This window comes from Nitrosospira briensis (assembly GCF_900115125.1).
GTDB classification, from domain to species: domain Bacteria; phylum Pseudomonadota; class Gammaproteobacteria; order Burkholderiales; family Nitrosomonadaceae; genus Nitrosospira; species Nitrosospira briensis_A.
Window position 1 is genome coordinate 196336 of record NZ_FOVJ01000001.1, and the last position, 24290, is coordinate 220625.

A 24290-nucleotide genomic window follows, 5' to 3' on the forward strand; every position below is an offset into this window, starting at 1 on the left:
TTCAGTATCTAGGAAACTTGTTGAATTCCCGCCAGCAGCCAGACTGAATCCGGGTCTTTGATATTTTTCTGCACATGCCAGACTTCATCAAATGCTTCCGGAGATGACTGCGGGGATTCACGTAACTGGCCGTTGAAACGCACGCTGGCAATGGCGGTGTCGTTTTCGGTAACCACTTCCAGTAAATCCGCATTAATGGACATGACCTCGGTTCTCTGGGGTTCATTTCCGCGCTCGTTGATCTGCATGCTGATCTCGGCAAACATTTCAGGCGTGGTGTATTCCCGGATATCGCTCAGGTCCCGCGCGTCGTTGGCTGCCTGCAGACGGATGAATGAGGTTTTGGCATTGCGCAGAAATGGCTCGACCTGGAAGTCCGCAGGAATATTGGCATTGCCGCCGGTAGCAGGCACCGCCGTGTTTGCCGCTGATGATGCCGCTGGTCCCCCAGCCGGCGCTCCCGTTTTCGCGCCCGTTTCCGGCGCGGGGCTGCTGCCTGCCCCTGCACCCATCCCTGAATATTGCATTGGACGCGATGAATGCTCCTGCCTGGGCCTGCGCAACATGCGCACGACAAAGAAAATGGCGGCCATCAATGCAGCCAGCATCAGCACATCCATCATATTGATGCCTTCAAATGCGCCACCCATGAAAAGTGCGGCAAGCAATCCGCCTGCAGCCAGCCCGGCCAGCGGGCCCATCCATTTGCTGCCACCCGCTGCTGCCGCGCCGGGGGCGGCAGATGGCGTTTGCGCCTGCTTGGGCGCTGCCTGGGGACTTATTGCTTCCCGTTGCTTTCCAATGCTTTTACCGCCGCCGAAGCGTCTTGCTTCGGCATCAAAGGCAGCCAACCCGAAGCTTAAAACGGCCAAGGTCAGCAGGGTCATTATTTTCTTCATGGAGGTCTCCTGAGATACGGTTAAGAGAAGAGTATAGCACTATCAATTCATCGTGGATGTCTCATTAAATTGAACCGGATCTCTTATTTTCAAGCCCTTCCCGGATGTCCGGGCCGCGCTCGCATTACATAAGAATCGCCATTACTTTCGCGGCATTTTCGCAGCTTGCCATGCATACACGATTCCATTCCAAGCCGTTTTGGACTCCACGACCTTGAGGCTGAGAGGATGATTAAAGTGTTACTGACCGGATAACCCTGCCTGACCACATACGTTCTACGAATAGCACGCCATAAGCCATAAGCAAGGTCTCGTGGACCCGCCTGGGGTAGACATTCAAGGAATCCTGCCATCAGTGCCTGTGAGATGAAGAGGCAGATATCGTCATATGATAGCCTCCGCACAGACAGCCATTTAAAACATTGCTTAATTGCATGTTCCATTCCTCTGCCGGATGACGAAATTCCGGTAGATGTAATTGGCACACGATTAGGGGAAATTACGTAGCTGGCCTAGTGTCTTGGCGTTTCCCGATTTCTCCCTCGTGTTCCAGTTCCAGGGCTTTTGGTCAGGTCAAGCTTATTGCAAGGAATATACATGGAAAAAATTCAACGCATTCTCGTTGCCACCGATTTTTCTTCGCGTGCTGACAGAGCCGTGCAACGTGCCCTGCAACTGGCTGCGGAGCACCAAGCCAAATTAAATCTGTTGCACGTTCTTCCCGTGTTTTCTCTCGAAACGTTCAAGCACCTTATTTCCGAGACTCCGCTGGAAACGGAGCAGAGGCTCTACAACCATGCCAAAGCGGTACTGCAAAATAAGTCGGAAGTATTGGCCGGGGAGGGGGTGGCGGTAGAGCATCACGTTGCAATTGGCAGAGCGCACGTTGAGATTAACCGTTATGCAAAATCTCATTACGCCGATCTGGTAGTCATCGGGGACCAGGGTGAAACATTTGTTCAGGAACTCTTCCTGGGGACTACTGCCTCGAAAACTCTCAGTAGAGGAAATCTTCCGCTGCTGATCGTAAAACAGGAGCCGAAGGGGCAGTATAAACATGTGCTGGTCCCAGTGGATTTTTCGCGTTCCTCCCTGGAAGCACTCGACGTGGCGCTGAAAGTTGTCACGGGGTCGTCGATTCATGTGTTGCACGCAATAGAAATGCCGCTTGGAAGAAAAATGAAGCAGGCCGGGTTAAATGCAAAATCGATTGATCTCTATCGCGACAAGATGTTGAGTCGTGCCCGCGAAGCGATGGAGAAACTCGTCGCCGATCACGTGCGCGGCGATACCCGGGTGACTTGCATCATCGAGTATGGTCGCGCGCCGGCCGTGATCGCGGAGAAAACAAAATTTCTTGATATTGATCTGATTGTCATCGGCAAGCGCGGCGAAACAGAGCTGGATGAGGTGCTTTTCGGGTCTGTTACAAAGCACGTTCTTTATGAGACGCCATGCGACGTACTCGTGGTCAATCCCGTGGCCGGCTCGCCGTCATCGCCGTAGTCCAGTACAAGACAGCGTGAGGTCCCGCTAGTCCAGGAGTTCTTTTTTTTCATGACCATCCTCACGATTAACACTGGTAGCTCATCGGTTCGCCTGGCTGCGTTTGCATCCGAAGCCGGAACGCCGAGTGAGCTGGCGAACGCGCGTCACGACCTTTTAGATGTTGAGCCTCGGATCATACTCAAGGAATTCGTGAAAACGCATGGGTTTATGGATATAAGCGTGGTTGCACATCGCGTGGTGCACGGCGGTATGAAGTTCACTGCATCATGTCTGGTCGACAAGGAGGTGGAGCGAGAGATTGAGAACCTTGCAGCGTTGGCACCATTGCATAATCCAGTCGCGCTAGACTGGATCCGGGCGACGCGTGAAGTGTTGCATCCAGGCGTTGCTCAGGTCGCAGTGTTTGATACGGCCTTTTTCACGGCTCTGCCGGAAGTCGCCCGGGCCTATGCCATTCCGTATGAGCTTACCGAAAAACATGGACTTCGGCGCTACGGTTTTCATGGCCTGGCGCATCAGGCAATGTGGCGCTCCTGGCATGAATCGCAGGCAAGCAGCACACAGGAAGAGAAAGGAGAAAGAGTAATTACAATACAGCTCGGAGCTGGCTGCTCGATCACAGCAAGCGTCCACGGACTGCCACGCGACACTTCAATGGGTTTTTCACCCTTGGAGGGACTTATGATGGCGACGCGCTCGGGCGATATAGATCCGGGCTTGATCACGTTTTTGCAGCGTCAGGAGAGCCTGGCAACGGAGCAATTGGATCAACTGCTTAACGAGCGCTCGGGCCTGCTGGGAATCTCCGGAATCAGCGCGGACATACGCAGATTGCTGGAATCGAATGATGATCGCGCGCGGCTGGCCGTGGACTCCTACTGTTACCGGGTGCGCAAGTATCTCGGCGCCTATCTGGCGGTGCTTGGCGGTGCTGACGCAATTGTATTCGGCGGGGGGGTAGGCGAGAACTCGCCGGCGGTCAGGGAAAAAATTCTGACCGGTATGAAATGGTGCGGAATTGAGATCGACCCGGAAAAAAACCGTTGCTCCAACGGAATGTCGCGCATCAGCAATTCCGGGAGCCAGGTTGAGGTCTGGGTCATCCCCGTAAATGAGGCGCTAATCCTGGCGCATGAAGCTGCGAGCGTGGTGGCAGCGGATGGTGATCAAAATTGAAGGAGAACACACATGAGCCAAGCTGAACCGGCAGATGCAAACGTGGATAAGCCCCTTTCCGCGGACGAATTGCGCGGGATGAACGCCTACTGGCGTGCTGCAAACTACCTCTCGGTCGGGCAAATCTATCTCCTGGATAACCCCTTGCTCAAGGAACCCCTCACGCTCGCGCATATCAAGCCCCGATTACTCGGCCATTGGGGTACCACACCCGGGCTCAATTTTATTTACGTGCACCTGAATCGCATTATCAAAACATTTGATCTTGATATGTTCTACATCGCGGGCCCCGGCCATGGGGGACCAGCGATGGTCGCCAATACCTGGCTCGAAGGCAGCTATAGCGAATTCTATCCCCACATTTCCAGGGACGCCGCGGGCATGAAGCGGTTGTTCAAGCAGTTCTCCTTCCCCGGCGGCATTCCCAGCCATGCCGCACCGGAAACGCCCGGCTCGATTAATGAAGGCGGAGAGCTGGGCTATTCGCTGTCGCACGCTTTCGGGGCGGCGTTCGATAACCCGGATCTGATCGTGGCCTGCGTAGTTGGGGATGGTGAAGCTGAAACGGGGCCACTTGCCACCGCCTGGCACTCCAACAAATTTCTCAATCCGGTTCACGATGGCGCTGTTCTGCCCATTCTGCATCTCAACGGTTACAAGATAGCGAGCCCCACGCTGCTTGCCCGCATGAGCCATGAAGAATTGGAAAGTTTGTTCGTGGGCTATGGTTACGAGCCCTGTTTTGTCGAGGGTTCCGATCCGGAATTCATGCATCAGGCTATGGCGGCTGCGCTCGACAAGGCGGTTGACAGGATTCGGACAGCGCAGCGCGAGGCGCGTGCTGGAGGAATGAGCACTGGGGGAATAGGGCGCAAGCCAAGGGCCGGGATGGCCAAATACCCGCGCTGGCCTCTGATCATTTTACGCAGCCCCAAGGGATGGACGGGCCCGGAAGAAGTTGACGGCAAGAAAGTAGAAGATTATTGGCGCTCGCACCAGGTGCCGCTCGCGGAGATCGGTTCAAAACCGCAGCATCTGAAACGGCTGGAAGACTGGATGAAGAGCTACAAGCCGGAAGAGCTATTTGATGATATGGGTGAGCCCGTCCCGGAATTGAAAGCGCTGGCCCCACAGGGGAACCGGCGCATGGGGGCCAATCCCCATGCCAATGGCGGAAAACTGCTAAAGGGCCTGGAAATGCCGGATTTCCGTGACTATGCGGTCGATGTGCCTTCGCCGGGATCGGTTGTGGGTGAAGCCACGCGGGAAATGGGCAAGTTGCTGCGCGACATCATGAAACTGAATCTGGACAGCCGTAATTTCCGGATAATGGGTCCCGACGAGACCAGCTCGAACCGCCTGAGCGCGCTGTTCGAGGTGACTGACCGAACCTGGGTTGCGCAAACCCTGCCCGAGGATGAGCACCTTTCCCCGGATGGAAGGGTAATGGAGATTCTTTCAGAGCACACCTGTCAGGGCTGGCTTGAAGGTTATCTCCTCACCGGGCGCCACGGCCTTTTTTCCTGCTATGAGGCATTCATCCACATCGTTGACTCAATGTTCAATCAACACGCCAAGTGGCTTAAGGTAAGCAGCAAGGAGATTTCCTGGCGCAGCCCGATCGCCTCGCTTAATTATCTTCTGACGTCGCACGTCTGGCGGCAGGATCACAACGGTTTCTCGCATCAGGATCCTGGTTTCATCGACCACGTAGTAAACAAGAAGGCCGATATCATTCGCGTTTATCTTCCGCCTGATGCGAACACGCTCCTGTTCATTACGGATAAGTGCCTTCGCTCGCGCAATTTCATCAACGTTATGGTGGCGGGCAAACAACCGGCGCTGCAATGGCTTGATATGGATACGGCAGTCAAGCACTGCACCGCCGGCATCGGCATCTGGGGCTGGGCAAGCAACGATCAGGACGGCGAGCCGGACGTGGTGCTCGCCTGTGCGGGCGATGTGCCTACTCTAGAAACACTGGCTGCGGTAGACCTGCTGCGCTGTCATATCCCCGAGCTCAGGATGCGGGTGATCAATGTAGTAGACCTGATGACTTTACAGCCCCCGCATGAGCACCCGCACGGATTATCGGATCGGGATTTCGACACGCTCTTCACCACAAGCAAACCCATTATATTTGCATACCACGGCTATCCCTGGCTAATACATCGCTTGACCTACCGGCGCACCAATCATGAAAATCTGCACGTGCGCGGTTATAAAGAGGAAGGCACGACCACGACTCCATTCGACATGACCGTTCTCAACGACCTGGACCGTTTTCATCTGGTGATGGACGTGGTCGACCGCGTGCCGAAGCTGGGCTCGAAAGGCGCTTACCTCAAGCAACGAATGCGGGATAAGTTGATCGAGCATAAACGTTATATTATAAGCCATGGTGAGGATATGCCGGAAATTCGCGATTGGCATTGGCCCGCTTCCGACCAATGAGCCGGAGCTGGATTGAATCACGAGCTTGGCCGCATACGTCATCTTTACAAGACTGTCCTGACCCGTATTTTCGCGGGGGCGGAATTGGATCAACATCACATGTAAATAGAAATTCGCTGAACTCAATGAAGGAAAATCGGTGATATTCATCATCAACGTTATTGCACTGTATGCTTCATTTTCGACGAATAGCATGTACGGTGTTTTTTGGGGCGCCATCCTGCCGGCTTTATATGCGATCGTCGTGGCACCTCATGCATTGATAGGCAGAACAGATATGCCTCCCACAAAAATAAAGAAGATTCTCGCCGGTAGGTGGGAAAATGCAGATGACTTGACCGGATATATTGTGAAGTACTGGATGGCGCTTGCCTCTCCTGCCACTTCCTGGAAAAAGCAGCTTAACAGCGTCATCCTGTACGTGACATCCTTTTTTCTTGGTTTCGTATATTTTCTCAGGGAGATGTTTGCGGGCGCCATTCTCCTGTTTGGCGTGGGGTACATTCTCTACAAAATGAGCAGGAGAGTAGACCGGCCTAGAGCCGTATATGCCAATTCAGACTTTCGGGATGGCAGTGATAACGAGTTCGCGAGGAAGGAATGGGAGCTCGCAGCCATGGCTATCGTCGCATTTTCCGATTTATACCCGGACGATAGCGCAATAAAGAATTCGGCAAATGAAGTCTCGGAGGATGAGGAGGTAAAATTGCTGCTGGCAAAATATCGACATGACCAGGGGTTGGGGTGGGTTGCGTAGAACACCATACAATTAATTCCTTCACGATTCCTGTGCCTCACCGGGTTCATCCTGTTCTGTCTTGCTGCCGCCCCTCATCGCTATTGCTTATTTTTCCGGCCCTAGTAAACCTTCCGCTCCAATTTTGCCTCATGCAGCAACGCTGTAGCCAGTTCCTCGATGGATTTGCTGGTGGCGTCGAGATAGGGGATTCCTTCCCGGCGCATCAATATTTCCGCTTCACGTACTTCATGCTGGCAGTTCTTGACAGACGCGTATTCGCTATTCGGCCTGCGCTCCTTGCGCATACGATGCAGCCGCAAGGGATCGATGGTAAAGCCAAATAGCCTGCTCCTCACATTCTTGAGTTGGGCCGGCAGCGCCATACGATTGAAGTCCTCGGGGATGAAGGGATAGTTGGCGGCATAGATGCCGTATTGCAGCGCGAGATAAAGGCAGGTAGGCGTTTTGCCGGTACGGGAGACTCCTACCAGAATAATATCAGCCCGGAGCCAGTTCCTTTGCGAGATGCCGTCATCGTGCTCCAAGGTGTATTTTATTGCCTCTATGCGCCGGTGCTGGCCGATGGAGTCTTGGGCCCGGTGGGAGAGCCCTACAGTAGGCGATGAATGAATGCCCAATTCAGCTTCAATCTGGGCAATAAAAATACTGAAACAGTCCAGATGCAAGGCGTTGGCAGAGTCAAGGACAAATCGAATTTCGGGATTAACGAATGTACTGAATACCAGTGGACGTCCGTCATCCAGTTTCGCGCGCTCATCAATTTGCCGCACTGTGGCGAGGGCTTTTTCCCTGGTATCGAGGTAGGGCAGGGTAATTTCTTCAAACTCGGCATTTTCAAATTGGCTGAGCAGGCTGTGCCCCAGCATTTCGACAGTGATACCTGTGCGGTCCGAGAGGAAGAATGCGGTTCGCCGGGGCGGCTTTGCTGTGGTTGACATTTGCTGCGACTCACCCGTAATGTTGAGTCACGTTAAATTAGCGGACTTTACCATGTAACACAACCCTCCACTCGAACAGGAGCAGGAAATGAGCGATTCACGATACGTGGTGTGGTTTGATGAGCTGCGCATGACGGACGTAAGCAGCGTTGGCGGCAAGAATGCTTCGCTGGGCGAGATGATCAGCCAGCTAACACAGGCAGGAGTCCGGGTTCCTGGCGGTTTTGCCACCACTGCCGATGCCTATCGTGATTTTCTGGCTTATGGCGGGCTGGCACAACGCATCGAGAAAAGACTTGAGGCGCTGGATACCACAGATGTGGAGGCCTTGGCAGCGGCCGGCGCGCAAGTTCGTGCCTGGATAGTGGAAACACCGTTGCCACCGAGACTGGAAAAGGAAATTTCCGGCGCTTACGAGAAATTGCTGCATGAAGCGGGGGCCAACGATATTTCTGTTGCGGTACGTTCCTCGGCAACCGCCGAGGACTTAGCAGACGCGTCTTTTGCGGGACAGCAGGAAACCTTTCTCAACGTGCATGGGCTGGACAATCTGCTGAAGGCGGTCAAGGACGTGTTTGCCTCGCTCTACAATGACCGGGCGATTTCCTACCGCGTGCACAAGAATTTCATTCATTCCGAAGTTGCACTATCCGCAGGCGTGCAGCGCATGGTACGCAGCGACGTGGGCGCAGCCGGGGTAATATTCACGCTGGATACCGAATCCGGTTTCGACAAGGTGGTCTTCATCACCTCGTCCTACGGCCTTGGCGAAACCGTAGTGAAAGGCGCGGTGAATCCCGACGAATTCTACGTTTACAAACCTGCGGTGACACAGGGAAAGCCCGCGATATTGCGGCGGAGCCTGGGCTCCAAACTCATCATGATGCAATTTGCCGCGAGCCGTGAAGCGGCGCATCCGGTCGAAACCGTGGATGTGGAGGAGAGCAGGCGCAAGCGCTTTTCCATTACCGATGCTGAGGTGGAGGAACTCGCCCGCCATGCGCTTGTCATTGAGCGGCATTATCAAAGGCCAATGGATATCGAATGGGGCAAGGATGGCGTGGATGGCAATCTCTATATCCTTCAGGCGCGGCCCGAGACAGTGCAGGCGCAGGCAGCCATGGGTACCTTGCGGCGCTACCGCCTGAAAGGCAAATCGGAAGTGTTGATATCAGGGCGTGCCATTGGACAGAAGATAGGTACCGGGCCCGTGCGCCTGGTTTTGGATGCGGTCCAGATGTCCCGAGTGCGGGAAGGTGACGTGCTGGTTACCGACATGACCGATCCCGATTGGGAACCGGTAATGAAACGTGCGTCGGCCATTGTTACCAATCGTGGTGGCCGTACCTGTCATGCAGCCATTGTTGCGCGTGAGCTGGGGATACCGGCAGTGGTAGGCTGCGGTCACGCAACCAGCTTGCTGGTTGAGGACCAGATGGTTACGGTGTCCTGCACCGAGGGTGATACCGGCAACGTTTACCGGGGTGCGCTGGAAGTTGAAGTTAACGATCTTGCACTGGAAAGCATGCCGAAACCGCCGGTCAAGATCAGCATGAATGTCGGAAACCCCGAACTGGCATTCGAGTTTCAGCGCATCCCCAACCATGGTGTAGGGCTCGCGAGGCTGGAGTTCATTATTGCACGCATGATCGGGATCCATCCCAAAGCCGTACTGCGCTATTCCGATCTTCCGCCCGAGTTGAAGCAGCAAGTGGAAAACCAGAGCGCAGGTTACGCCGACCCTGTCAGTTTCTATGTGGAAAAGTTGACCGAAGGCATCGCCACCCTGGGTGCTGCCTTTTTCCCCAAACCCGTAATAGTGCGCATGTCCGATTTCAAATCGAACGAATATTCCAGCCTCATCGGCGGGCAGCAATATGAGCCCAGGGAAGAAAACCCCATGCTGGGTTTCCGCGGCGCATCGCGCTATGTGGCAGAAGAGTTCCGAGACTGTTTCGAACTGGAATGCCGCGCGCTCAAGAAAGCGCGCGATGAAATCGGTCTTGCCAATCTGGAAATCATGATCCCCTTTGTGCGGACGCCAGCCGAGGCAAGGCGCGTGGTGGAGTTACTGGAAGAGAACGGCCTGAAGCGGGGCGAGAACGGTCTTCGGCTGATAATGATGTGTGAAATTCCCTCCAATGCACTGCTTGCAGATCAATTTCTGGAATACTTCGATGGATTTTCCATCGGATCCAACGATCTTACACAGCTCACGCTCGGGCTGGACCGGGATTCAAGCCTGGTTGCGGAATCCTTTGACGAACGCGATCCGGCGGTAAAAGCGTTGCTGCGGCTTGCTATTCAGGCGTGCCGTAAAGCCGGTAAATACGTCGGGATTTGTGGCCAGGGACCTTCCGATCATCCCGACCTGGCGCGATGGCTTATGGAAGAAGGGATCGAAAGCCTATCGCTCAATCCTGACACAGTTGTCGATACCTGGTTGTATCTCGCAGGGGGAGCAGAAAAAAAGGTATAGTTCTAAGGCCGCGCTGTCACTCCGAATCATGCTTCGATAAGGATGCAAATGGCAAAAAACAGTACTCCGCGCCATGTCGGCTTCATTCCAGACGGCAATCGCCGTTGGGCCGCGAACCGCGGCCTGCCTAAGGAGGAGGGATACGCATCAGGTATTGGACCGGGTTTATCACTCTACGAAATATGCAAAAAACGCGGAATAGCCGAGGCATCGATTTACTGTTTTACGCAAGATAATACCAAGCGGCCCAACGCTCAGAAGCTTGCCTTTACCGATGCATCCGTAGCATTTGCTTTTGAAGTTGCCCGCCGCGGTGCTGCCCTGCTTGTGCTGGGCGACGAGACTTCCGCGCAGTTTCCCAAGGTTCTGGAATCATTCAGAACGCGCCAGGGCACCGGCATGAAGGTAAATCTACTCGTTAACTATGGATGGGAATGGGACCTGGATGGCCTTAAAAATGGCGGTCTGCGCTCAAGTGATGTTTCGCGTCTTGACCTGATCGTGCGGTGGGGAGGAGGACGCCGCCTGAGCGGTTTTCTCCCGGTGCAATCGGTGTACGCGGACTTCTACGTCAGGGATGAATACTGGCCGGATTTCGAGCCCCAGCATTTTGAACATGCCTTGTCCTGGTTCAAACGGCAGGACCGGACATTTGGCGGGTAAGATCCGCCTTCTCAGTGCAGCGACCCGCCGGCCCGATCGGGTTTGTGCTGCTTGTTGCCTGCGACGTTGCCCATCTTCGATCCCTGTATAAGCGTAAAACAATACCTATCATTTTTGACATAAAGGAGATAAAAACATGTCAGCAGCCTCGGATGCGAAAAGAATGTTCGTCGAAAACCTCAATGCCTTCGGCGACCAAAAAACCCAGCCTGAAAAATATAATCTTTATCTCGGCCTTATTTATCTGGTTGCATCCGTGGAACAAGTTCAGCAGGATTTGGAGCAAATCAAGCAGCTACTTGCCAAGCGTCATTGAATTTTGCCCGTGCAATTTATCGGCTAAAGTGGGTGTGTCGTCCTGCGGCGACGCAACATAGATCCCAAGAGACCAAGGCCAGCTATGAACATGGCGTAGGTTTCGGGTTCAGGTATGGGAGAAACAGTATTGCCGATAAATGCGGTGGGTAAAGCTCCAACCCTTTGATCACCGAACGAATAAGTAAAGGAAAGATCAAATCGCTTCGTTTCGTCTGGTGCAAATGCTCCCAACGAAATAATAGGGATGAGGTCGGTTGAATTGCGGGTTTCCGGCGGGTAAGGGGCAGGGGTACAACTGGGTGATCCGGCTTGGCATGGTTCGGTCAACGGAAGTTGTTGGCTTCCGGTCAAATCGGCGAGTTTTCCCATGAACACTGCGCTTGCGACTGGGCTTGTCAAGCTAACGGTTAGACTGGTGCCAGTGTTGTTGAAATTGCTGGTGTACCACCCGTTTAAATCATTGCGCCATTCCATGGGCACGTAGGTGGTATCTATGTTCGGCCATATAAAAGGAATGGCGAAGCTTAACGCCGGCAAGGAGTTCGAAGTCAGGTTCTGAGCAAAAAGGTTTTGGTACGTTACGACGTTACCATTAATAGTGCGGGTAGTTAACGAGTCGCCGCTCCAAGTAGAGGAAGGATCATCCTGTAAAGTATATGCGGCTGCGGGAACAGTAAAAACAAGGGATATGGCTATTATTACAAAACTGGATAATTTACTTAAAAGCTTGATATTCATAATTAAGCCCCTAATTCTTTATTTTTCGTATACCCATTTTCAACATATGCTTCAGGCGAGGACAGCGCAATAGCCCACATAGACTATTAATTAGGTAAACCAATTGGGTCAGACGGGTCAGACTCGATTGATTGTGCATACCGATGCGTAGGTGTTCTGAACCAAGGGAAACTGAAGAGGCAGGTAGAGTTGGCGGCAGCGAAAATTGGAAGCGGATAATTATCGGCCCGGGTGGCGGTAAATGTGAGTGGTTTGAACAATTGGAAGCTGATACTACGCTAACACCTACGGATGAGGATAGGGGGCACGAGTGATGCTTCGCGGGATGGGATCGGGAAACCCCGCAGATCCGGGATGAATTGGACGCATCTATGAAATGCCAGGCGGGAGCTTTCAGCGCCCGCAACTTCTTAGCGGCCGTTCCACAAGCCGGTAGTTTCGTTAAAAAACCGAGATTTTGAAAAACCTACAGCATTCCAAAGTGCATCAAACGCCGGCCTGACCGCACGGTGGTAATCCGCAACGTTTACGCTATACTCCTCGATCAGGCACGCCGGTAGTCGGACGACATCCCGATCAAATGGCTCGAGTTCATCGAAAAACATATCGTTATATACGTGGTAGAACGCGCCCTTCACCCCTTCTAAGGTGAACATAAGAATCAAAGGCGGATCGACATCAAGGGTTTTTAAGCCGTCGATATAGCGCGGGAGAGAGTCGAAAATTTGATGCTCAAGACGCAATCCCGCGATACCATTTCGCCCTTTATGTTCGTGGACAAGATTAGCCTCTGTTGCTTCGACAATTCCATTTCTAAATATCTGTGTATATCCGTGATTGGTTTCGCCGCCGCGCTCGTTAATAACACCATCAAGATTATAACGGGGAGACATCCCCATACTTCCTAGCGGTGCAAATGAGGCGTGCCGCGCATACATCTTTTCGGGGTTAATAGTGACTGTAGACGATACCGCTGAAAGTGGGATGATATGAAGTATAAAACGGCCGTTACCGATCAATGGCCGCTGGCCGTTAGCCCGGTTAAAAAGTTCTATCCGCTCGTCGCGAAACTCCCGGGTGCGATCCGCCGCAGAAGCTGACAATGTATACAGGTGTCTGAGTTCATCCATGCTTGCCTCGTGTGCCCCCGCAGAGTTTCGGACGAAAAATCTATTTGAATTTTGCGCGCAGACCCGATGGGGAATCTGCCAGCTTCGCGGAATTCGAATCACGATTGCGTGGGATTGTTTAGCTAAGCGGACGGACTTTAGCCGGTAACCCGGAATACGAGGTTCAATGCCCGTCCTAATAATTTGATCAAGACGAGATACCTCAACATCAATATCCGCGGGCTTGATACCACACAGATTAGAGGCGACACCCTCGGCCTCGTCCATACCGATTACGATATGGCCCCCGTTTACATTCGCAAACGCTGATACATCCTTAAGCAATTCCCTTTTATCGGCGTCGCTGGTCCCATAAGCGTCGCGCTTGTAGTCTAGGTGCAATCCTTCCGGCACTTGACCCTCAACCAGTTCTAGAAGGTCTGTTTCAGTTATTGCTTCAAAGTCTAGCCGGGAAATAGACACTTCGAGAATTTACCTAAGATTTGCCTAAAAGAATAGATGGTGCCGCATCTCCGATTCGAACGGACGACCTACCGATTACACCGGGAAAACCGATCTTTCTAATTCAGCCGATCTGGTTTTTGTTGCCTGAGATGTTGCCTATTTCCAGATACATTGCAGCTATAGAATTATAACTGCTTGTTTTATTGGTGCCGACACCAAGAGTCGAACTCGGGACCTTCTGATTACAAATCAGCTGCTCTACCAACTGAGCTATGCCGGCGCAATGCAATTATAGTGGCTGGGGAGCGGGGGAGCAAACCTGTGGAGGTGTTACAAAAGCAATCGGAAATTATTATTTGATGACCTGAAAGCGACGCTTTTGATTTGTGGGGGACGCTGAACCGGGGACCTGTGGCTTACCAGATTCCCCGGTATCTGCTTCGCCTTGCGCTGGATCGGCCTCGTTCTCAAGCGTGAAGAGTAGGCCCTGGGCGGTTTCCTTGGCAAATATTCCCTGCACCGCGCCAACCGGTATGGCAATTTCCCGTGAAACGCCGCCAAACCTGGCGGAGAAGTGGATGAAATCATTACCAAGGGTGAGATGGTGCGCCGCATCGTGGCTGATGTTCAGTATGATCTCACCATCTTTTACAAATTCATCCGGCACACGAGTCTGGGCATCTACCTTAACCGATATATAGGGAGTAAAACCACTGTCCGAGCACCATTCATAAATCGCGCGGATCAGATACGGTTTGGTGGAAAGCTCTTTCATTTGCGCATTGCTTTCTCGGACGCCGTAAGCGCGTCAATGAACGCCGGCCTGCTGAAAAGACGCTCGGCGAACTTCAATAGCGGCGCGGCCTGTTTTGGTAGCTGAATACCATAATGGTCCAATCGCCATAATAATGGCGCAATCGCCACGTCAAGCATGGAAAACTCATCCCCCAGCATGTATTTCTGTTTTACGAACACAGGTGCAATCACAGTCAGGTTATCGCGAATGGCCGCACGCGCTTTCTCTGCTGTTTTCTGATTGCTGCTCTCGACAGCATCGATATGACAAAACAGTTCCTGCTCGAAGCGGTGTAGAAATAGCCGCGCCCTCGCCCGCATTACAGGGTCGGCAGGCATCAATTGCGGATGAGGAAAACGATCATCAATATATTCGTTGATGATGTTGGATTCGTAAAGGATGAGATCGCGCTCCACCAGCACAGGCACCCGGCCATAGGGACTCATTACCGCAAGATCCTCCGGCCTGTTATGCAGGTCGACATCGATAATCTGAAAGTCCATACCCTTCTCGTACAGCACGATACGACAGCGATGGCTGAACGGACAGGTAGTGGCTGAATACAATGTCATCATGACTTGTTACTTTCAGTGTATGAGGGTGCAACGCTTTGTAGCGGATGAGAAATAGTCAATGTACGTCCTTCCAATACTCCTGTTTCAGGGCATAAGTCAATCCCAGCATGGCAAACAGGAAGAGCATTACAATAATTCCCAATTGCACTCGTTTAGTGGCGGCTGGTTCGCCGAGATAAACCAGGAAGTTAACCAGGTCAGTGACGTAGGCGTCATATTCCGTTTTTGAAAGGGTACCGGGCTTGTCCAGCTTCAGCTCCTTTACTTCATGTGTGCCGCCATGACCGTCGTCGACATTCTTCACCGAAAGTGACTGCTCACCCTGTAACTGGTATAGCACATGAGGCATGGCAGCTTTATCAAATACCAGATTATTCCACCCCGTAGCCGTGGAGTCATCACGATAAAACTTCCTGAGATAGGTGTAGAGCCAGTCAGGACCACGGGAACGCGCAATAACCGACAAATCGGGCGGAGGCACGCCTAACCATTGCTTGGCGTCTTTCGGCTTCATGGCCACCGTCATGAGCTCACCCACTTTTTGCCCGGTAAATATGAGGTTATCGCTGATCTGGTTTTCCGTGAGGCCTAAGTCCCTGAGCCGGTTATAGCGCATGTACTCGGCGCTATGGCATGACAGGCAATAGTTGACAAAAGTTTGTGCGCCGCGTTGCAGCGAAATCTTGTCGCCCGGATTAAGCTGAGGGCGATCCAGTTTCACTTCCGGACCGCTGGCGAACGAAACAAGCGGGACCAGGCAAAAAATCAAAAGTATACTTGTTATTTTTCTCATTCTGTCACCCTGGTCGGTTCAGGCTTCGTTTTATCTATCTTGCTGTACCACGGCATAAGAATGAAGAAGGCAAAGTAGATCACCGTGAATATCTGCGCAAGTATGGTATAGAGCGGCGTGGGTGATTTCGTGCCGAGCCAGCCAAGCACAAAAACGCTGATGACAAAGAGGGTGAGGGCAAATTTGAAAATCGGCCCTTTATAACGGATCGATTTTACGGGGCTGCGGTCCAGCCAGGGCAACAGGGCAAAGATTGCAACCGAGCCACCCATCAGGATGATGCCCCAGAGTTTTGCATCTATCCAGAGAAAGTTGATGGTGACCGCCCTCAGCATCGAGTAGTACGGGGTGAAATACCAGACAGGAGCGATATGATCCGGTGTCTGCAGAGTGTTGGCGGGAACAAAATTATTGTATTCAAGGAAATAGCCACCCATTTCGGGCGCGAAAAATATAATCCCGGTGAATATGATCAGGAAAACCACCACCCCGAAAATATCCTTCACCGAGTAGTAGGGATGAAACGGTATGCCATCTACCGGAATATGCGTTACCGGATCCTTGTTCGCCTTGATCTCGATCCCGTCCGGGTTGTTCGACCCGACTTCGTGCAAGGCCAGTATATGCACCACCACGAGCACCACAAGCAAAACGGGCAGCGTCACAACGTGGTAGGCAAAAAAGCGGTTGAGCGCAGCGTCCGACAGCATGAAGTCGCCCAGCAGCCAGTTGGAGAGCGTTTCGCCCACTACGGGAATTGCACCGATCATGCTTATGATCACCTGCGCCCCCCAATAGGACATCTGCCCCCATGGCAGGATATAGCCTGTAAATGCCAGCATCATCAGGATGAAGAAGATGCCCATCCCGATCAGCCAGAGAAGCTCGCGCGGCTTGCGATAGGAACCGTACATCATGCCCCGGAACATATGCAGATAGACAACCACAAAGAACATCGATGCGCCAGTGGAGTGCATATAGCGGATCAGCCAGCCGAAATTGACGTCCCGCATGATGTATTCCACCGAGGCGAATGCCATGCTGGCGTCCGGCTTGTAGTTCATGGTGAGAAAGATGCCGGTAAGAAGCTGATTCACCAGCACGAGCATGGCCAGCGAGCCGAAGTAGTACCAGAAATTGAAGTTCTTGGGTGCGTAGTACTCGCTCAGATGAGCTTTCCAGTTGGCGGTTAACGGAAAACGCTCGTCTATCCAACCGATGAAGGATTCCAATCGCTTGCTCATTTATGCGGACTCCTTACGATCGGAACCGATCAAGAGGCTTGTATCAGTCAAATACACGTGAGGGGGAACGGCCAGATTGGTTGGCGCCGGGACGCTTTTGTAAACCCGGCCAGCCAGGTCGAACTTGGATCCGTGGCAGGGGCAGAAAAAACCTCCAAGCCAATCCGGGCCAAGATCCGCTGGAGCAATATCCTTGCGATACACCGGAGAGCATCCCAAATGGGTACAGACCCCTTCCACCACCAGAATTGCCGGTTTGATAGACCGCGTTTCATTCTGGGCATACGGCGGTTGCTGGTCTTTTTCCGATTTGGGATCGGCCACCTGGCCATCCAGTTTCTTCAGGGTCGCCAGCATCTCGGGAGTACGGTTCAATACCCACACTACCTTCCCGCGCCATTCCACCAGCAGCAGCATGCCTGGCTCAACCTTGCTGATGTCCACCTCGACCGGCGCGCCAGCTGCTTTTGCGCGTTCACTGGGCAACATGCTCATCACGAAGGGAGTCGCCACCGCAGCAGTTGCGATTCCGCCCGCAACCGATGTTGCGACCAGAAGGAAACGCCTTCTGCTGTTCATTTCTTTTTTCTCAATATCCGCCATATTTTGCAGTCCCGGTTTTCAGTTCGGACCTTCTAAAAAAACTCGTAAAAAAACTTAACCATTTTACCATAGTACGTATTGGAAAATAAATATTGATTGTAAAACTTGTTGATTGAATGGTAAAAAACTCATAAATTAACCCCTTATCGATAAACGGTGGGGCCACCTGATCCGGCCGGCTTTTCTATACTCTGATTCCACTTGCGCTTGTCACACCTGAAATAAACCGTATTGCCGCATCAGCATCTATAATATTTTCAAACGCGAATATGCGGGATTACCGTTATCGTCGCCACGTCAATTGAATGCGGGGCGGACAAGAGTGCCGGTATAGTCTGCAAACAGTACTTCAGCTTGACAATACGCGCGGATGGATAGCCTGAGACATCACATGTTTTTAGTTCATGACCATGAAGAAACCTGTCGTTAACTGTCCTTACTGCGGCAAGATTGTTGTCTGGGATACCAGCAATCCTTATCGCCCGTTTTGTTCCGAGCGCTGCAAGCTTATCGATCTGGGGCAGTGGGCTACAGAATCCTATCGTATTCCGGATACGAATCCGGAAAAACAGGACGATTCATTAAAAGATGAGGAATAGCACAACCCCGCGCGGTTGCGCAATTTTATTTGATGTTTGAACGCCTGATCGCCGGGCGTTGAAGTAAACTACGCCGGCAGGATCCTAGTCGATGCCTCGCATCATCGCTATTCCGTGCCCGCCGTGCTCCCATGCCGTGATTAAATCACCGCGGTGCAATCCACCCAGCGCATACACGGGTATGGAGCAGTTGCGGATGAGAGCCGCAAATTTTTGCCATCCGAGTGTTGCAGAGCCGGGATGGCTCAAGGTAGGCAGTACGGGAGCAAGCACGGCAAAATCCATCCCCAGCTGCTCGGCTCGAAAAAGCTCCTCGGAATTGTGGCAAGACGCGCCGCACCATGCAATGGCAGGACGCTTCGCGAGATCCATCAGCTGTGTTGCGGGAAAATGTACCCCGTCCGCGCCGGTCTCGCGGCAGAAATCCAGATTTCCTGTATAGCCATTCACCAGGACTCTCGCGCCGCTACGGTGTGCAAGCGAAACCACATCAACCGTAAAAGCACGCAGCGCCTCCTTCGTCATTCCTTTTTCGCGTATCTGCACCAGCCGCAGCCCTTTTTGCAACGCGCATTCGATTTGGGCTAATGAAACTTCAGGGCTCCATTCCGTCGCATTGGTGATTGCATAAACGGGCGGTAAATCAAGTGCGCGCAATACGGGTGCATTGGCGGGAAGCATCGGTTCAACACGAATGTTGTTGGCGAATTGCCACGATAATTCCTGATTTTCGTATGGATGCGGATCGCCACGCCATGCTACAACGCGGTAAAAGCAGAGGCGGACAGTGGCATGGGTATAAGTAAATAGACGAGTAATCCAGGGGTAAGCCTGCTCGACGTGTATACCCAGTTCTTCCTGCAATTCGCGCCGGAGCGCGTGAAAGAGCGGCTCGCCTGGGTTTACCTTGCCGCCGGGAAATTCCCAGTAACCCGGATAAGGTTTGCCTTTTGGCCTGCGGGCCAAGAGGAAGGCGCCATCCGGCCGCGTGATTACCGCAGCGGCAACTTCAACGATATCAGAAGGCTGAGACATTGCCGAAAGGGATTCCTACCGGTTCCTGCCGGAATCTGTTTTCTGCTTTCCCGACCAGTCACGTGCAAACTGCCATGCCACGCGCCCGCTTCGGGAACCGCGCCCTAGCGCCCACTGCAGTGCGGCTTCACGCGTTGAACGGCTCATTTCTTCGATACCAAAGTAGCTTAGCCAATACTCGGCAATATTCAGGTATTGCTCCTGGTCAAAGGGGTAGAACGATACCCACAGGCCGAAACGTTCCGATAGTGAAATTTTCTCTTCGACTGCTTCGCTCGGGTGGACCTCTTCGCCTATATGCCTGGTGTTCAAATTATCCTGCATGGATTCGGGCATCAGATGACGGCGATTGGAAGTCGCGTAAACCAGAACATTTTCGGATGCTGTGGCGATGGACCCGTCCAGTACCACCTTTAATGCCTTATAGCCGGGTTCACCCGATTCAAACGAGAGATCGTCGCAATACAGGATGAAACGTTCAGGGCGCCGGTATATTTGTTCGACGATGTCGTGCAGATCGGTCAGGTCATGTTTTTCCACTTCGATCAAACGTAACCCCGCTGCCGCATACTTGCTCAGCATTGCTTTCACCAGGGACGACTTTCCTGTTCCGCGCGCTCCGGTGAGCAGCACGTTGTTGGCGGGACGGCCCTGAACGAACTGATGCGTATTTTGATCTATGAGATTTTTTTGCCGCTCGACGCCTCGTAAAGCGTCGAACGCGATGTGATGAGCGTGGGTGACCGGTCGAATGAATCCTCTGGACCCATTTTTTCGCCAGCGGAACGCCACCGCGGCCTTCCAGTCGGGCTCAGACTGCTCACCCGGCAGCAGTTCTTCCAGACGGGAGAGTAATTTTTCAGCCTGATTGTATAGCTTGTCCCAGTCCTTCATACACTTCCATATTAACATTCGATTATAACAAATCATGCAACAGAACGATTATCCGGAGTAATTGCTCATTCAAGCACTACGGTTTACTTCGCAAGCATATTTCATTTTTTTACCTTCCCGATTTTATTCCAGCGCGGGTGGATGGCGAGCATGGTCGTGGATGATGGAAACACGGCGCCGAACTGCCCATCATTATGTGTGCTATCGAACGGAACCGCTCAGCTAAGAAGGTCATGATACGGCATGTTACGTCAGGCGTATCCAAGGTACCGCAGCTTCGGTGCTCACCGTAACAGGCTGTAAATTTAAACAGAGACACAGAAGATAGAATCTTTGATGGGGGCGCGGCAATCGGTTAACGCCTGCTTTCCCGAAGGTTTCTTTAAATGAAGCAAAACATTTAGGAGAAGACATCATGAATATGCCCAGTAAAAAGTCGATTATTTCGCTCGCGATAGGATCCGCCGTTGCCGCGACTTTCGGTACTGCATCGATCGCCTCGGCGGGTGAGAATCCTTTCGCTGCACAATCCCTGGAAAAAGGCTACATGGTGGCCGAGTCTCATTATCACGACAAGGACCAGTATGGCGACAAGAAGGACAGCTATGGTGACAAGAAGGACAGCTATGGTGACAAGAAGGGCGACAAGAAGTATGGCGAAGGACGCTGTGGAATGTCCATGGCGGATACCGATAATGATGGACGAGTCAGCAGGGATGAACATGCGCGCCATGCTGAAACAATGTTCGATAAGATGGATGCCAACAGGGATGGGTATATTGATAAGGATGAGGCAAACAAGATGAAGAGGAAGCACGGTCATGGTCATGGCCATGGGCATCGTGATAAATACGGCTCGGGTGACCGTGGTTACGACAACGACGGGGTATCAATAAAACGGGACCGTGAATATGGAGCAGGCGAAGAGGTAAACCGTGATTTGCCCCATATGCGCCAAATGGGACAGTAAGAGAATTTTCGTTGGCGGTTGCGTAGCTCGTGCCAGGGCAATGAATGGGATAGCCCGGGCCGGAGTCGAATTGACTACGGCTGGTGCGCAGAAGACGCAACCGCTTGCTCGCCTATATTGATGCCTTCAGCGTTTCATGCGGTCGACTCTGGCCGATCGTCAGCTTCGATAATCCGCATTGATTTTTACATAATCATAGGATAGATCACACGTCCAGACGGTCGCTGATGCCTGTCCTCTGTTCAAGACGACGCGCACGGTGATTTCAGATTGCTTCATCACTCGCTGGCCATCTTTTTCCAGGTAATCGGGAGCTCTGCCCCCATTCTCCGCGACCAGCACATTATCGAGATAGAGCTGCAATTTATTGACGTTCAGGCCGTCTATGCCCGCATAGCCGATAGCTGCAAGTATTCGTCCCAGATTTGGATCAGATGCAAAAAAAGCGGTCTTGACCAGCGGTGAGTGGGCAATGGCATACGCCGCTTTACGGCATTCATCCGGCGTCTCGCCGCGCTCGACCTGAATGGTGATGAACTTGGTAGCGCCCTCTCCATCGCGTACGATAGCTTGAGCCAGCTGTGCCGCAACTTCGGTGATTCCCTCTTGCAGCAGTGCAAATTCGGCGCTTTCTTTAGCCGTGATGGCGGAATTTCCGGCTTGGCCGGTTGCGATCAGAATGAATGCGTCATTGGTTGACGTATCTCCATCCACAGTGATTCGGTTGAACGAGTTTTCGGCTGCATGGCTCACGATTTCCTGGAGCAGCGGCTGGCTCAAGGCAGCGTCGGTCGCGATATAACTCAACATCGTCGCCATGTGCGGACGAATCATCCCTGAACCTTTGGCAATGCCTGTGATGGTTACGGTTGTGCCGTCGAGAGTGATCTGTTTCGACACTGCCTTGGGTACGATATCGGTCGTCATGATTGCCTGGGAGGCAATAAACCAGTTTTCCGCCTTCAGGTCTGCTACCGCTGCGGGCAACCCGGCAAGAACGCGCCCCAGTGGTAGCGGCTCCATGATCACACCGGTGGAAAACGGCAGAACCTGGCGGCTGTCGCAGCCGAGCAACCGGGCAGTCTCAAGGCATGTGGCGCGAGCGTCCGCGATCCCGCCCTCGCCTGTGCCTGCGTTGGCATTGCCGGTGTTGACTACCAGCGCGCAAACAGGATATGAGGCATCTACATTTAAAAGATGTTCTTTAGCGATAATTACGGGCGCGGCGCAAAAATCGTTTTGTGTAAAAACGCCGGCTACCTTTGCGCCTTCATTCAGCCTGATTACAAGCAGGTCACGCCGGCCCGGCTTCTTGATGCCGGCTTCCGCGACGCCCAACGTTACGCCTTCTATTGGCAGCAGTTGCTCGGGTACTGGCGGTGTAAAGTTGACTGGCATAATAGGAATCACGAAAGTTTAATAAAGTGTTGCGGCTCTCAATCAAAACAGCATGATCATGTAATCTCCCGCCCATAACGCTTTGCCTTTGTCTTTGGATTGGAAAGGACGCGTTACAGAAATAACGCGCTATGCTAACTTATCTTTGATCCTTCGCATATTTTCCCTGATTTTAAATGTTCCAATGTTCTCATCGTCATGGTAAAAAACAGAACTTGATGACAAATTGGTAATCAGGAGTTGAGAGGAAACCCATGAACTGTGATAAAGAACTGGATGTGCGCGGCCTGAATTGTCCCTTGCCTATCCTTCGAACAAAAAAATCCCTGGTGGATATGACAACGGGGCAGGTGTTGAAGATCATGGCCACCGATCCTGGCTCTGTGATCGATTTTCAGGTTTTTGCCGATCAGACTGGCAACGAATTGCTGTCATTGGCAGAGGCGGCTGGAGAATTCACGTTTTACATGAAGAAGAGATGATGAATCGTGAATGTCGCGCCGCGATCTCCAGCGTTATCGAAACGGCAACGCAAACGCTCAACAGTTCGGATCAGGATGGGAATTACCCCGCAGGAATGATATTGAGTAGCAGGAGGAAGTGCGTGCCGCACTTATCCATAAGGACTACGCCCTTGTCGTCCGTGCCGCCATCGGTACGGCTTTCCTTGGGTGGGATATATCAAAGCGCAGCGCAAGCTTCGGCTGCGGTGGCCAGCTTTTGATATCTTGCGAGCCAGGGTAGCGGGACGGGAAATCCGGAGCCATTCCGTTTCGCTGAATGGGCCGCAACCATGGCGCCAAGCATGATCGCGCGGCCGCAGCTGTCTCCTCCTGCCCGGATATTGGACTCGACCGCGGTACGGTAGTCCGCTGCATGCAGTGCGATATGAAAGACTACGGGCAAGCCTTGCGCGACATGACAGGCAGGACCAAAGCGCTCCGCAGCCGCAACGCTATCCAGTTTCGGCATGGCGAGCGCCTGCTCCAGCAGCGGTTGAAGCGGGTTTCCCGCGTACGGCAAAGCATCAGTCAGAGCTTGGGCAATCGGCACTCCTTGCAACACTTTGAACAATGCAACCGAGGCGCACCGTGCGGCGGCCACTGCCACACCATTGTTATTTGTCACCCGCACTACTTCCTCCATGCGTTCCAACAGGTTCTCCAAAGTCCCGTGCGCCGCGATTAGTGCGGGAAGCGCGGCGAGGGCCGGATGCTGGTCGTCATCGGCGCCGGACGCTGCCGGAAATTCCGAGGGTTCAAGGAACAGCAGGTTGCGCAACGTCAGGCGAGTGGGGGAGTCGATATAACCGACGAATTCACCACCGGGTCCGAAGTGCGAGCGGTATTCAGCCTGATACTCGATGCGATTGAAAGCGCGATGCTTCGCGAGATGCTTCAGCATCAACAGGCAAACCTCGCCATAGGCGCTGGACCCCCCGGGCAGCTTTCCGGCATGCGCAAGGTAACCTTTCCCTTCCGCATAATGATCTGCCTCCGGTTTAAGAAAAACGAGGCCTTTGGCAGCTTCAATCTCTGCAATGCGTGCGGGATCATAAAGCCAATGTAGGCCAAGGGCGGCGGAATCGGCGACAAGCGCGCCAAGAACCGCCGCGGTATTCTCATTCTTCATCGTTACAAATTCCTTTCCTGCCACCGGATGCGTTGCTGGTTTTTTCAGAATGAAGCTAAAGCTCTTCTTCCACAGGCAATCTTCGCGCCTCATCTTCCAGCATTACGGGAATGCCGTCCCTGATAGGGAAAGCCAGGCGATCTCCCTTGCAGATCAGCTCATTATCGGATTTCCTGTAGAGCAGTGGGGCCTTGCAGAGAGGGCATACCAGAATATCGAGTAATTTTGAATCCATAAGTTAAG

At 52.8% G+C, this 24290-nt stretch carries 24 protein-coding genes and 1 tRNA gene; 10 read left to right on the forward strand and 15 right to left on the reverse strand.

The features are described 5' to 3' along the window. Positions 1-8 precede the first annotated feature (8 nt). Positions 9-899: a Tim44 domain-containing protein gene (locus BMZ14_RS00835; protein WP_074793658.1), complete on the reverse strand. Its 891-nt coding sequence runs from the start codon at positions 897-899 to the stop codon at positions 9-11. A gap of 597 nt (positions 900-1496) precedes the next feature. Here BMZ14_RS00835 and BMZ14_RS00840 point away from each other — a divergent pair. From BMZ14_RS00840 to BMZ14_RS00855, 4 genes are all read left to right on the forward strand, one after another. Then, a complete protein-coding gene (locus tag BMZ14_RS00840; protein ID WP_074793660.1) occupies positions 1497-2405 on the forward strand; it encodes a universal stress protein in 909 nt (302 codons plus the stop codon). 51 nt (positions 2406-2456) lie between these two features. Continuing rightward, on the forward strand, positions 2457-3584 hold the full coding sequence (locus BMZ14_RS00845; protein WP_074793662.1) for an acetate/propionate family kinase: 1128 nt from the start codon (positions 2457-2459) through the stop codon (positions 3582-3584). A gap of 12 nt (positions 3585-3596) precedes the next feature. Next, complete coding sequence (locus BMZ14_RS00850) at positions 3597-6038, forward strand: phosphoketolase family protein (RefSeq protein WP_074793664.1); 2442 nt, start codon at positions 3597-3599, stop codon at positions 6036-6038. Between the two features lie 139 nt (positions 6039-6177). After that, a complete protein-coding gene (locus BMZ14_RS00855) occupies positions 6178-6795 on the forward strand; it encodes a hypothetical protein (RefSeq protein ID WP_074793666.1) in 618 nt (205 codons plus the stop codon). A 101-nt stretch (positions 6796-6896) separates the two neighbouring features. Here BMZ14_RS00855 and ppsR read toward each other — a convergent pair whose 3' ends face one another. Then, entirely contained in the window at positions 6897-7736 is an 840-nt protein-coding gene (gene ppsR, locus BMZ14_RS00860) for a posphoenolpyruvate synthetase regulatory kinase/phosphorylase PpsR (RefSeq protein ID WP_074793668.1), read from the reverse strand. An 88-nt stretch (positions 7737-7824) separates the two neighbouring features. On the opposite strand from ppsR, the gene ppsA reads away from it, so the two are divergent. The 3 genes from ppsA (at position 7825) to BMZ14_RS00875 (ending at position 11194) form a co-directional block, all read left to right on the forward strand. Beyond that, a complete protein-coding gene (gene ppsA / locus BMZ14_RS00865) occupies positions 7825-10215 on the forward strand; it encodes a phosphoenolpyruvate synthase (protein ID WP_074793670.1) in 2391 nt (796 codons plus the stop codon). A 48-nt stretch (positions 10216-10263) separates the two neighbouring features. Further along, positions 10264-10878, forward strand: a complete 615-nt coding sequence (locus BMZ14_RS00870; RefSeq protein ID WP_074795393.1) for an undecaprenyl diphosphate synthase family protein — start codon at positions 10264-10266, stop codon at positions 10876-10878. A gap of 136 nt (positions 10879-11014) precedes the next feature. Further along, positions 11015-11194, forward strand: coding sequence for a hypothetical protein (locus BMZ14_RS00875; protein WP_074793672.1), 180 nt, complete (start codon positions 11015-11017; stop codon positions 11192-11194). Positions 11195-11217: 23 nt separating this feature from the next. Here the strand turns inward: BMZ14_RS00875 and BMZ14_RS15325 are convergent, their stop codons facing one another. The 8 genes from BMZ14_RS15325 to petA all read right to left on the reverse strand — a co-directional run bounded on the left by BMZ14_RS15325 (position 11218) and on the right by petA (position 17519). After that, the gene (locus BMZ14_RS15325) at positions 11218-11934 is read right to left on the reverse strand and encodes a PEP-CTERM sorting domain-containing protein (RefSeq protein ID WP_074793674.1); all 717 of its coding nucleotides are present in this window, start codon (positions 11932-11934) and stop codon (positions 11218-11220) included. Between the two features lie 410 nt (positions 11935-12344). Further along, a complete protein-coding gene (locus BMZ14_RS00885; protein WP_074793676.1) occupies positions 12345-13526 on the reverse strand; it encodes an AlbA family DNA-binding domain-containing protein in 1182 nt (393 codons plus the stop codon). 186 nt (positions 13527-13712) lie between these two features. After that, positions 13713-13788 (reverse strand) — tRNA-Thr (locus tag BMZ14_RS00890). A 72-nt stretch (positions 13789-13860) separates the two neighbouring features. Beyond that, the gene (locus tag BMZ14_RS00895; protein WP_074793678.1) at positions 13861-14283 is read right to left on the reverse strand and encodes a ClpXP protease specificity-enhancing factor; all 423 of its coding nucleotides are present in this window, start codon (positions 14281-14283) and stop codon (positions 13861-13863) included. Beyond that, entirely contained in the window at positions 14280-14879 is a 600-nt protein-coding gene (locus BMZ14_RS00900) for a glutathione S-transferase N-terminal domain-containing protein (RefSeq protein WP_074793680.1), read from the reverse strand. Before BMZ14_RS00900 ends, BMZ14_RS00895 begins: the two co-directional genes overlap by 4 nt. 55 nt (positions 14880-14934) lie before the next feature. Continuing rightward, the gene (locus tag BMZ14_RS00905) at positions 14935-15672 is read right to left on the reverse strand and encodes a cytochrome c1 (RefSeq protein WP_074793682.1); all 738 of its coding nucleotides are present in this window, start codon (positions 15670-15672) and stop codon (positions 14935-14937) included. Then, positions 15669-16916, reverse strand: coding sequence for a cytochrome b (locus BMZ14_RS00910; RefSeq protein WP_074793684.1), 1248 nt, complete (start codon positions 16914-16916; stop codon positions 15669-15671). Before BMZ14_RS00910 ends, BMZ14_RS00905 begins: the two co-directional genes overlap by 4 nt. Then, positions 16917-17519 carry a ubiquinol-cytochrome c reductase iron-sulfur subunit gene (gene petA, locus BMZ14_RS00915; protein ID WP_083396569.1) on the reverse strand — a complete coding sequence of 201 codons (603 nt, stop codon included), beginning with the start codon at positions 17517-17519 and terminating at the stop codon, positions 16917-16919. Between the two features lie 410 nt (positions 17520-17929). Between petA and yacG the strand changes: the two genes are divergently transcribed. After that, positions 17930-18118, forward strand: coding sequence for a DNA gyrase inhibitor YacG (yacG, locus tag BMZ14_RS00920; RefSeq protein WP_083396644.1), 189 nt, complete (start codon positions 17930-17932; stop codon positions 18116-18118). Between the two features lie 84 nt (positions 18119-18202). On the opposite strand, the gene BMZ14_RS00925 is transcribed toward yacG, so the two are convergent. Both BMZ14_RS00925 and BMZ14_RS00930 read right to left on the reverse strand, forming a co-directional pair. Next, entirely contained in the window at positions 18203-19153 is a 951-nt protein-coding gene (locus BMZ14_RS00925; protein WP_074793688.1) for a Nudix family hydrolase, read from the reverse strand. Between the two features lie 15 nt (positions 19154-19168). Further along, on the reverse strand, positions 19169-20047 hold the full coding sequence (locus BMZ14_RS00930) for an ATP-binding protein (RefSeq protein WP_074793690.1): 879 nt from the start codon (positions 20045-20047) through the stop codon (positions 19169-19171). Positions 20048-20462: 415 nt separating this feature from the next. Between BMZ14_RS00930 and BMZ14_RS00935 the strand changes: the two genes are divergently transcribed. Next, positions 20463-21017, forward strand: a complete 555-nt coding sequence (locus tag BMZ14_RS00935; RefSeq protein WP_074793692.1) for an EF-hand domain-containing protein — start codon at positions 20463-20465, stop codon at positions 21015-21017. 159 nt (positions 21018-21176) lie between these two features. On the opposite strand, the gene argJ is transcribed toward BMZ14_RS00935, so the two are convergent. After that, positions 21177-22415 carry a bifunctional glutamate N-acetyltransferase/amino-acid acetyltransferase ArgJ gene (gene argJ, locus BMZ14_RS00940; protein ID WP_074793694.1) on the reverse strand — a complete coding sequence of 413 codons (1239 nt, stop codon included), beginning with the start codon at positions 22413-22415 and terminating at the stop codon, positions 21177-21179. A 254-nt stretch (positions 22416-22669) separates the two neighbouring features. Between argJ and BMZ14_RS00945 the strand changes: the two genes are divergently transcribed. Beyond that, a complete protein-coding gene (locus tag BMZ14_RS00945; RefSeq protein WP_074793696.1) occupies positions 22670-22897 on the forward strand; it encodes a sulfurtransferase TusA family protein in 228 nt (75 codons plus the stop codon). A gap of 199 nt (positions 22898-23096) precedes the next feature. Here the strand turns inward: BMZ14_RS00945 and BMZ14_RS00950 are convergent, their stop codons facing one another. Together BMZ14_RS00950 and BMZ14_RS00955 are read right to left on the reverse strand one after the other, a co-directional pair. Then, the gene (locus BMZ14_RS00950) at positions 23097-24047 is read right to left on the reverse strand and encodes an ADP-ribosylglycohydrolase family protein (RefSeq protein WP_074795397.1); all 951 of its coding nucleotides are present in this window, start codon (positions 24045-24047) and stop codon (positions 23097-23099) included. 55 nt (positions 24048-24102) lie between these two features. Beyond that, on the reverse strand, positions 24103-24282 hold the full coding sequence (locus BMZ14_RS00955; RefSeq protein WP_074793698.1) for a Trm112 family protein: 180 nt from the start codon (positions 24280-24282) through the stop codon (positions 24103-24105). Between the last annotated feature and the right edge of the window lie 8 nt (positions 24283-24290).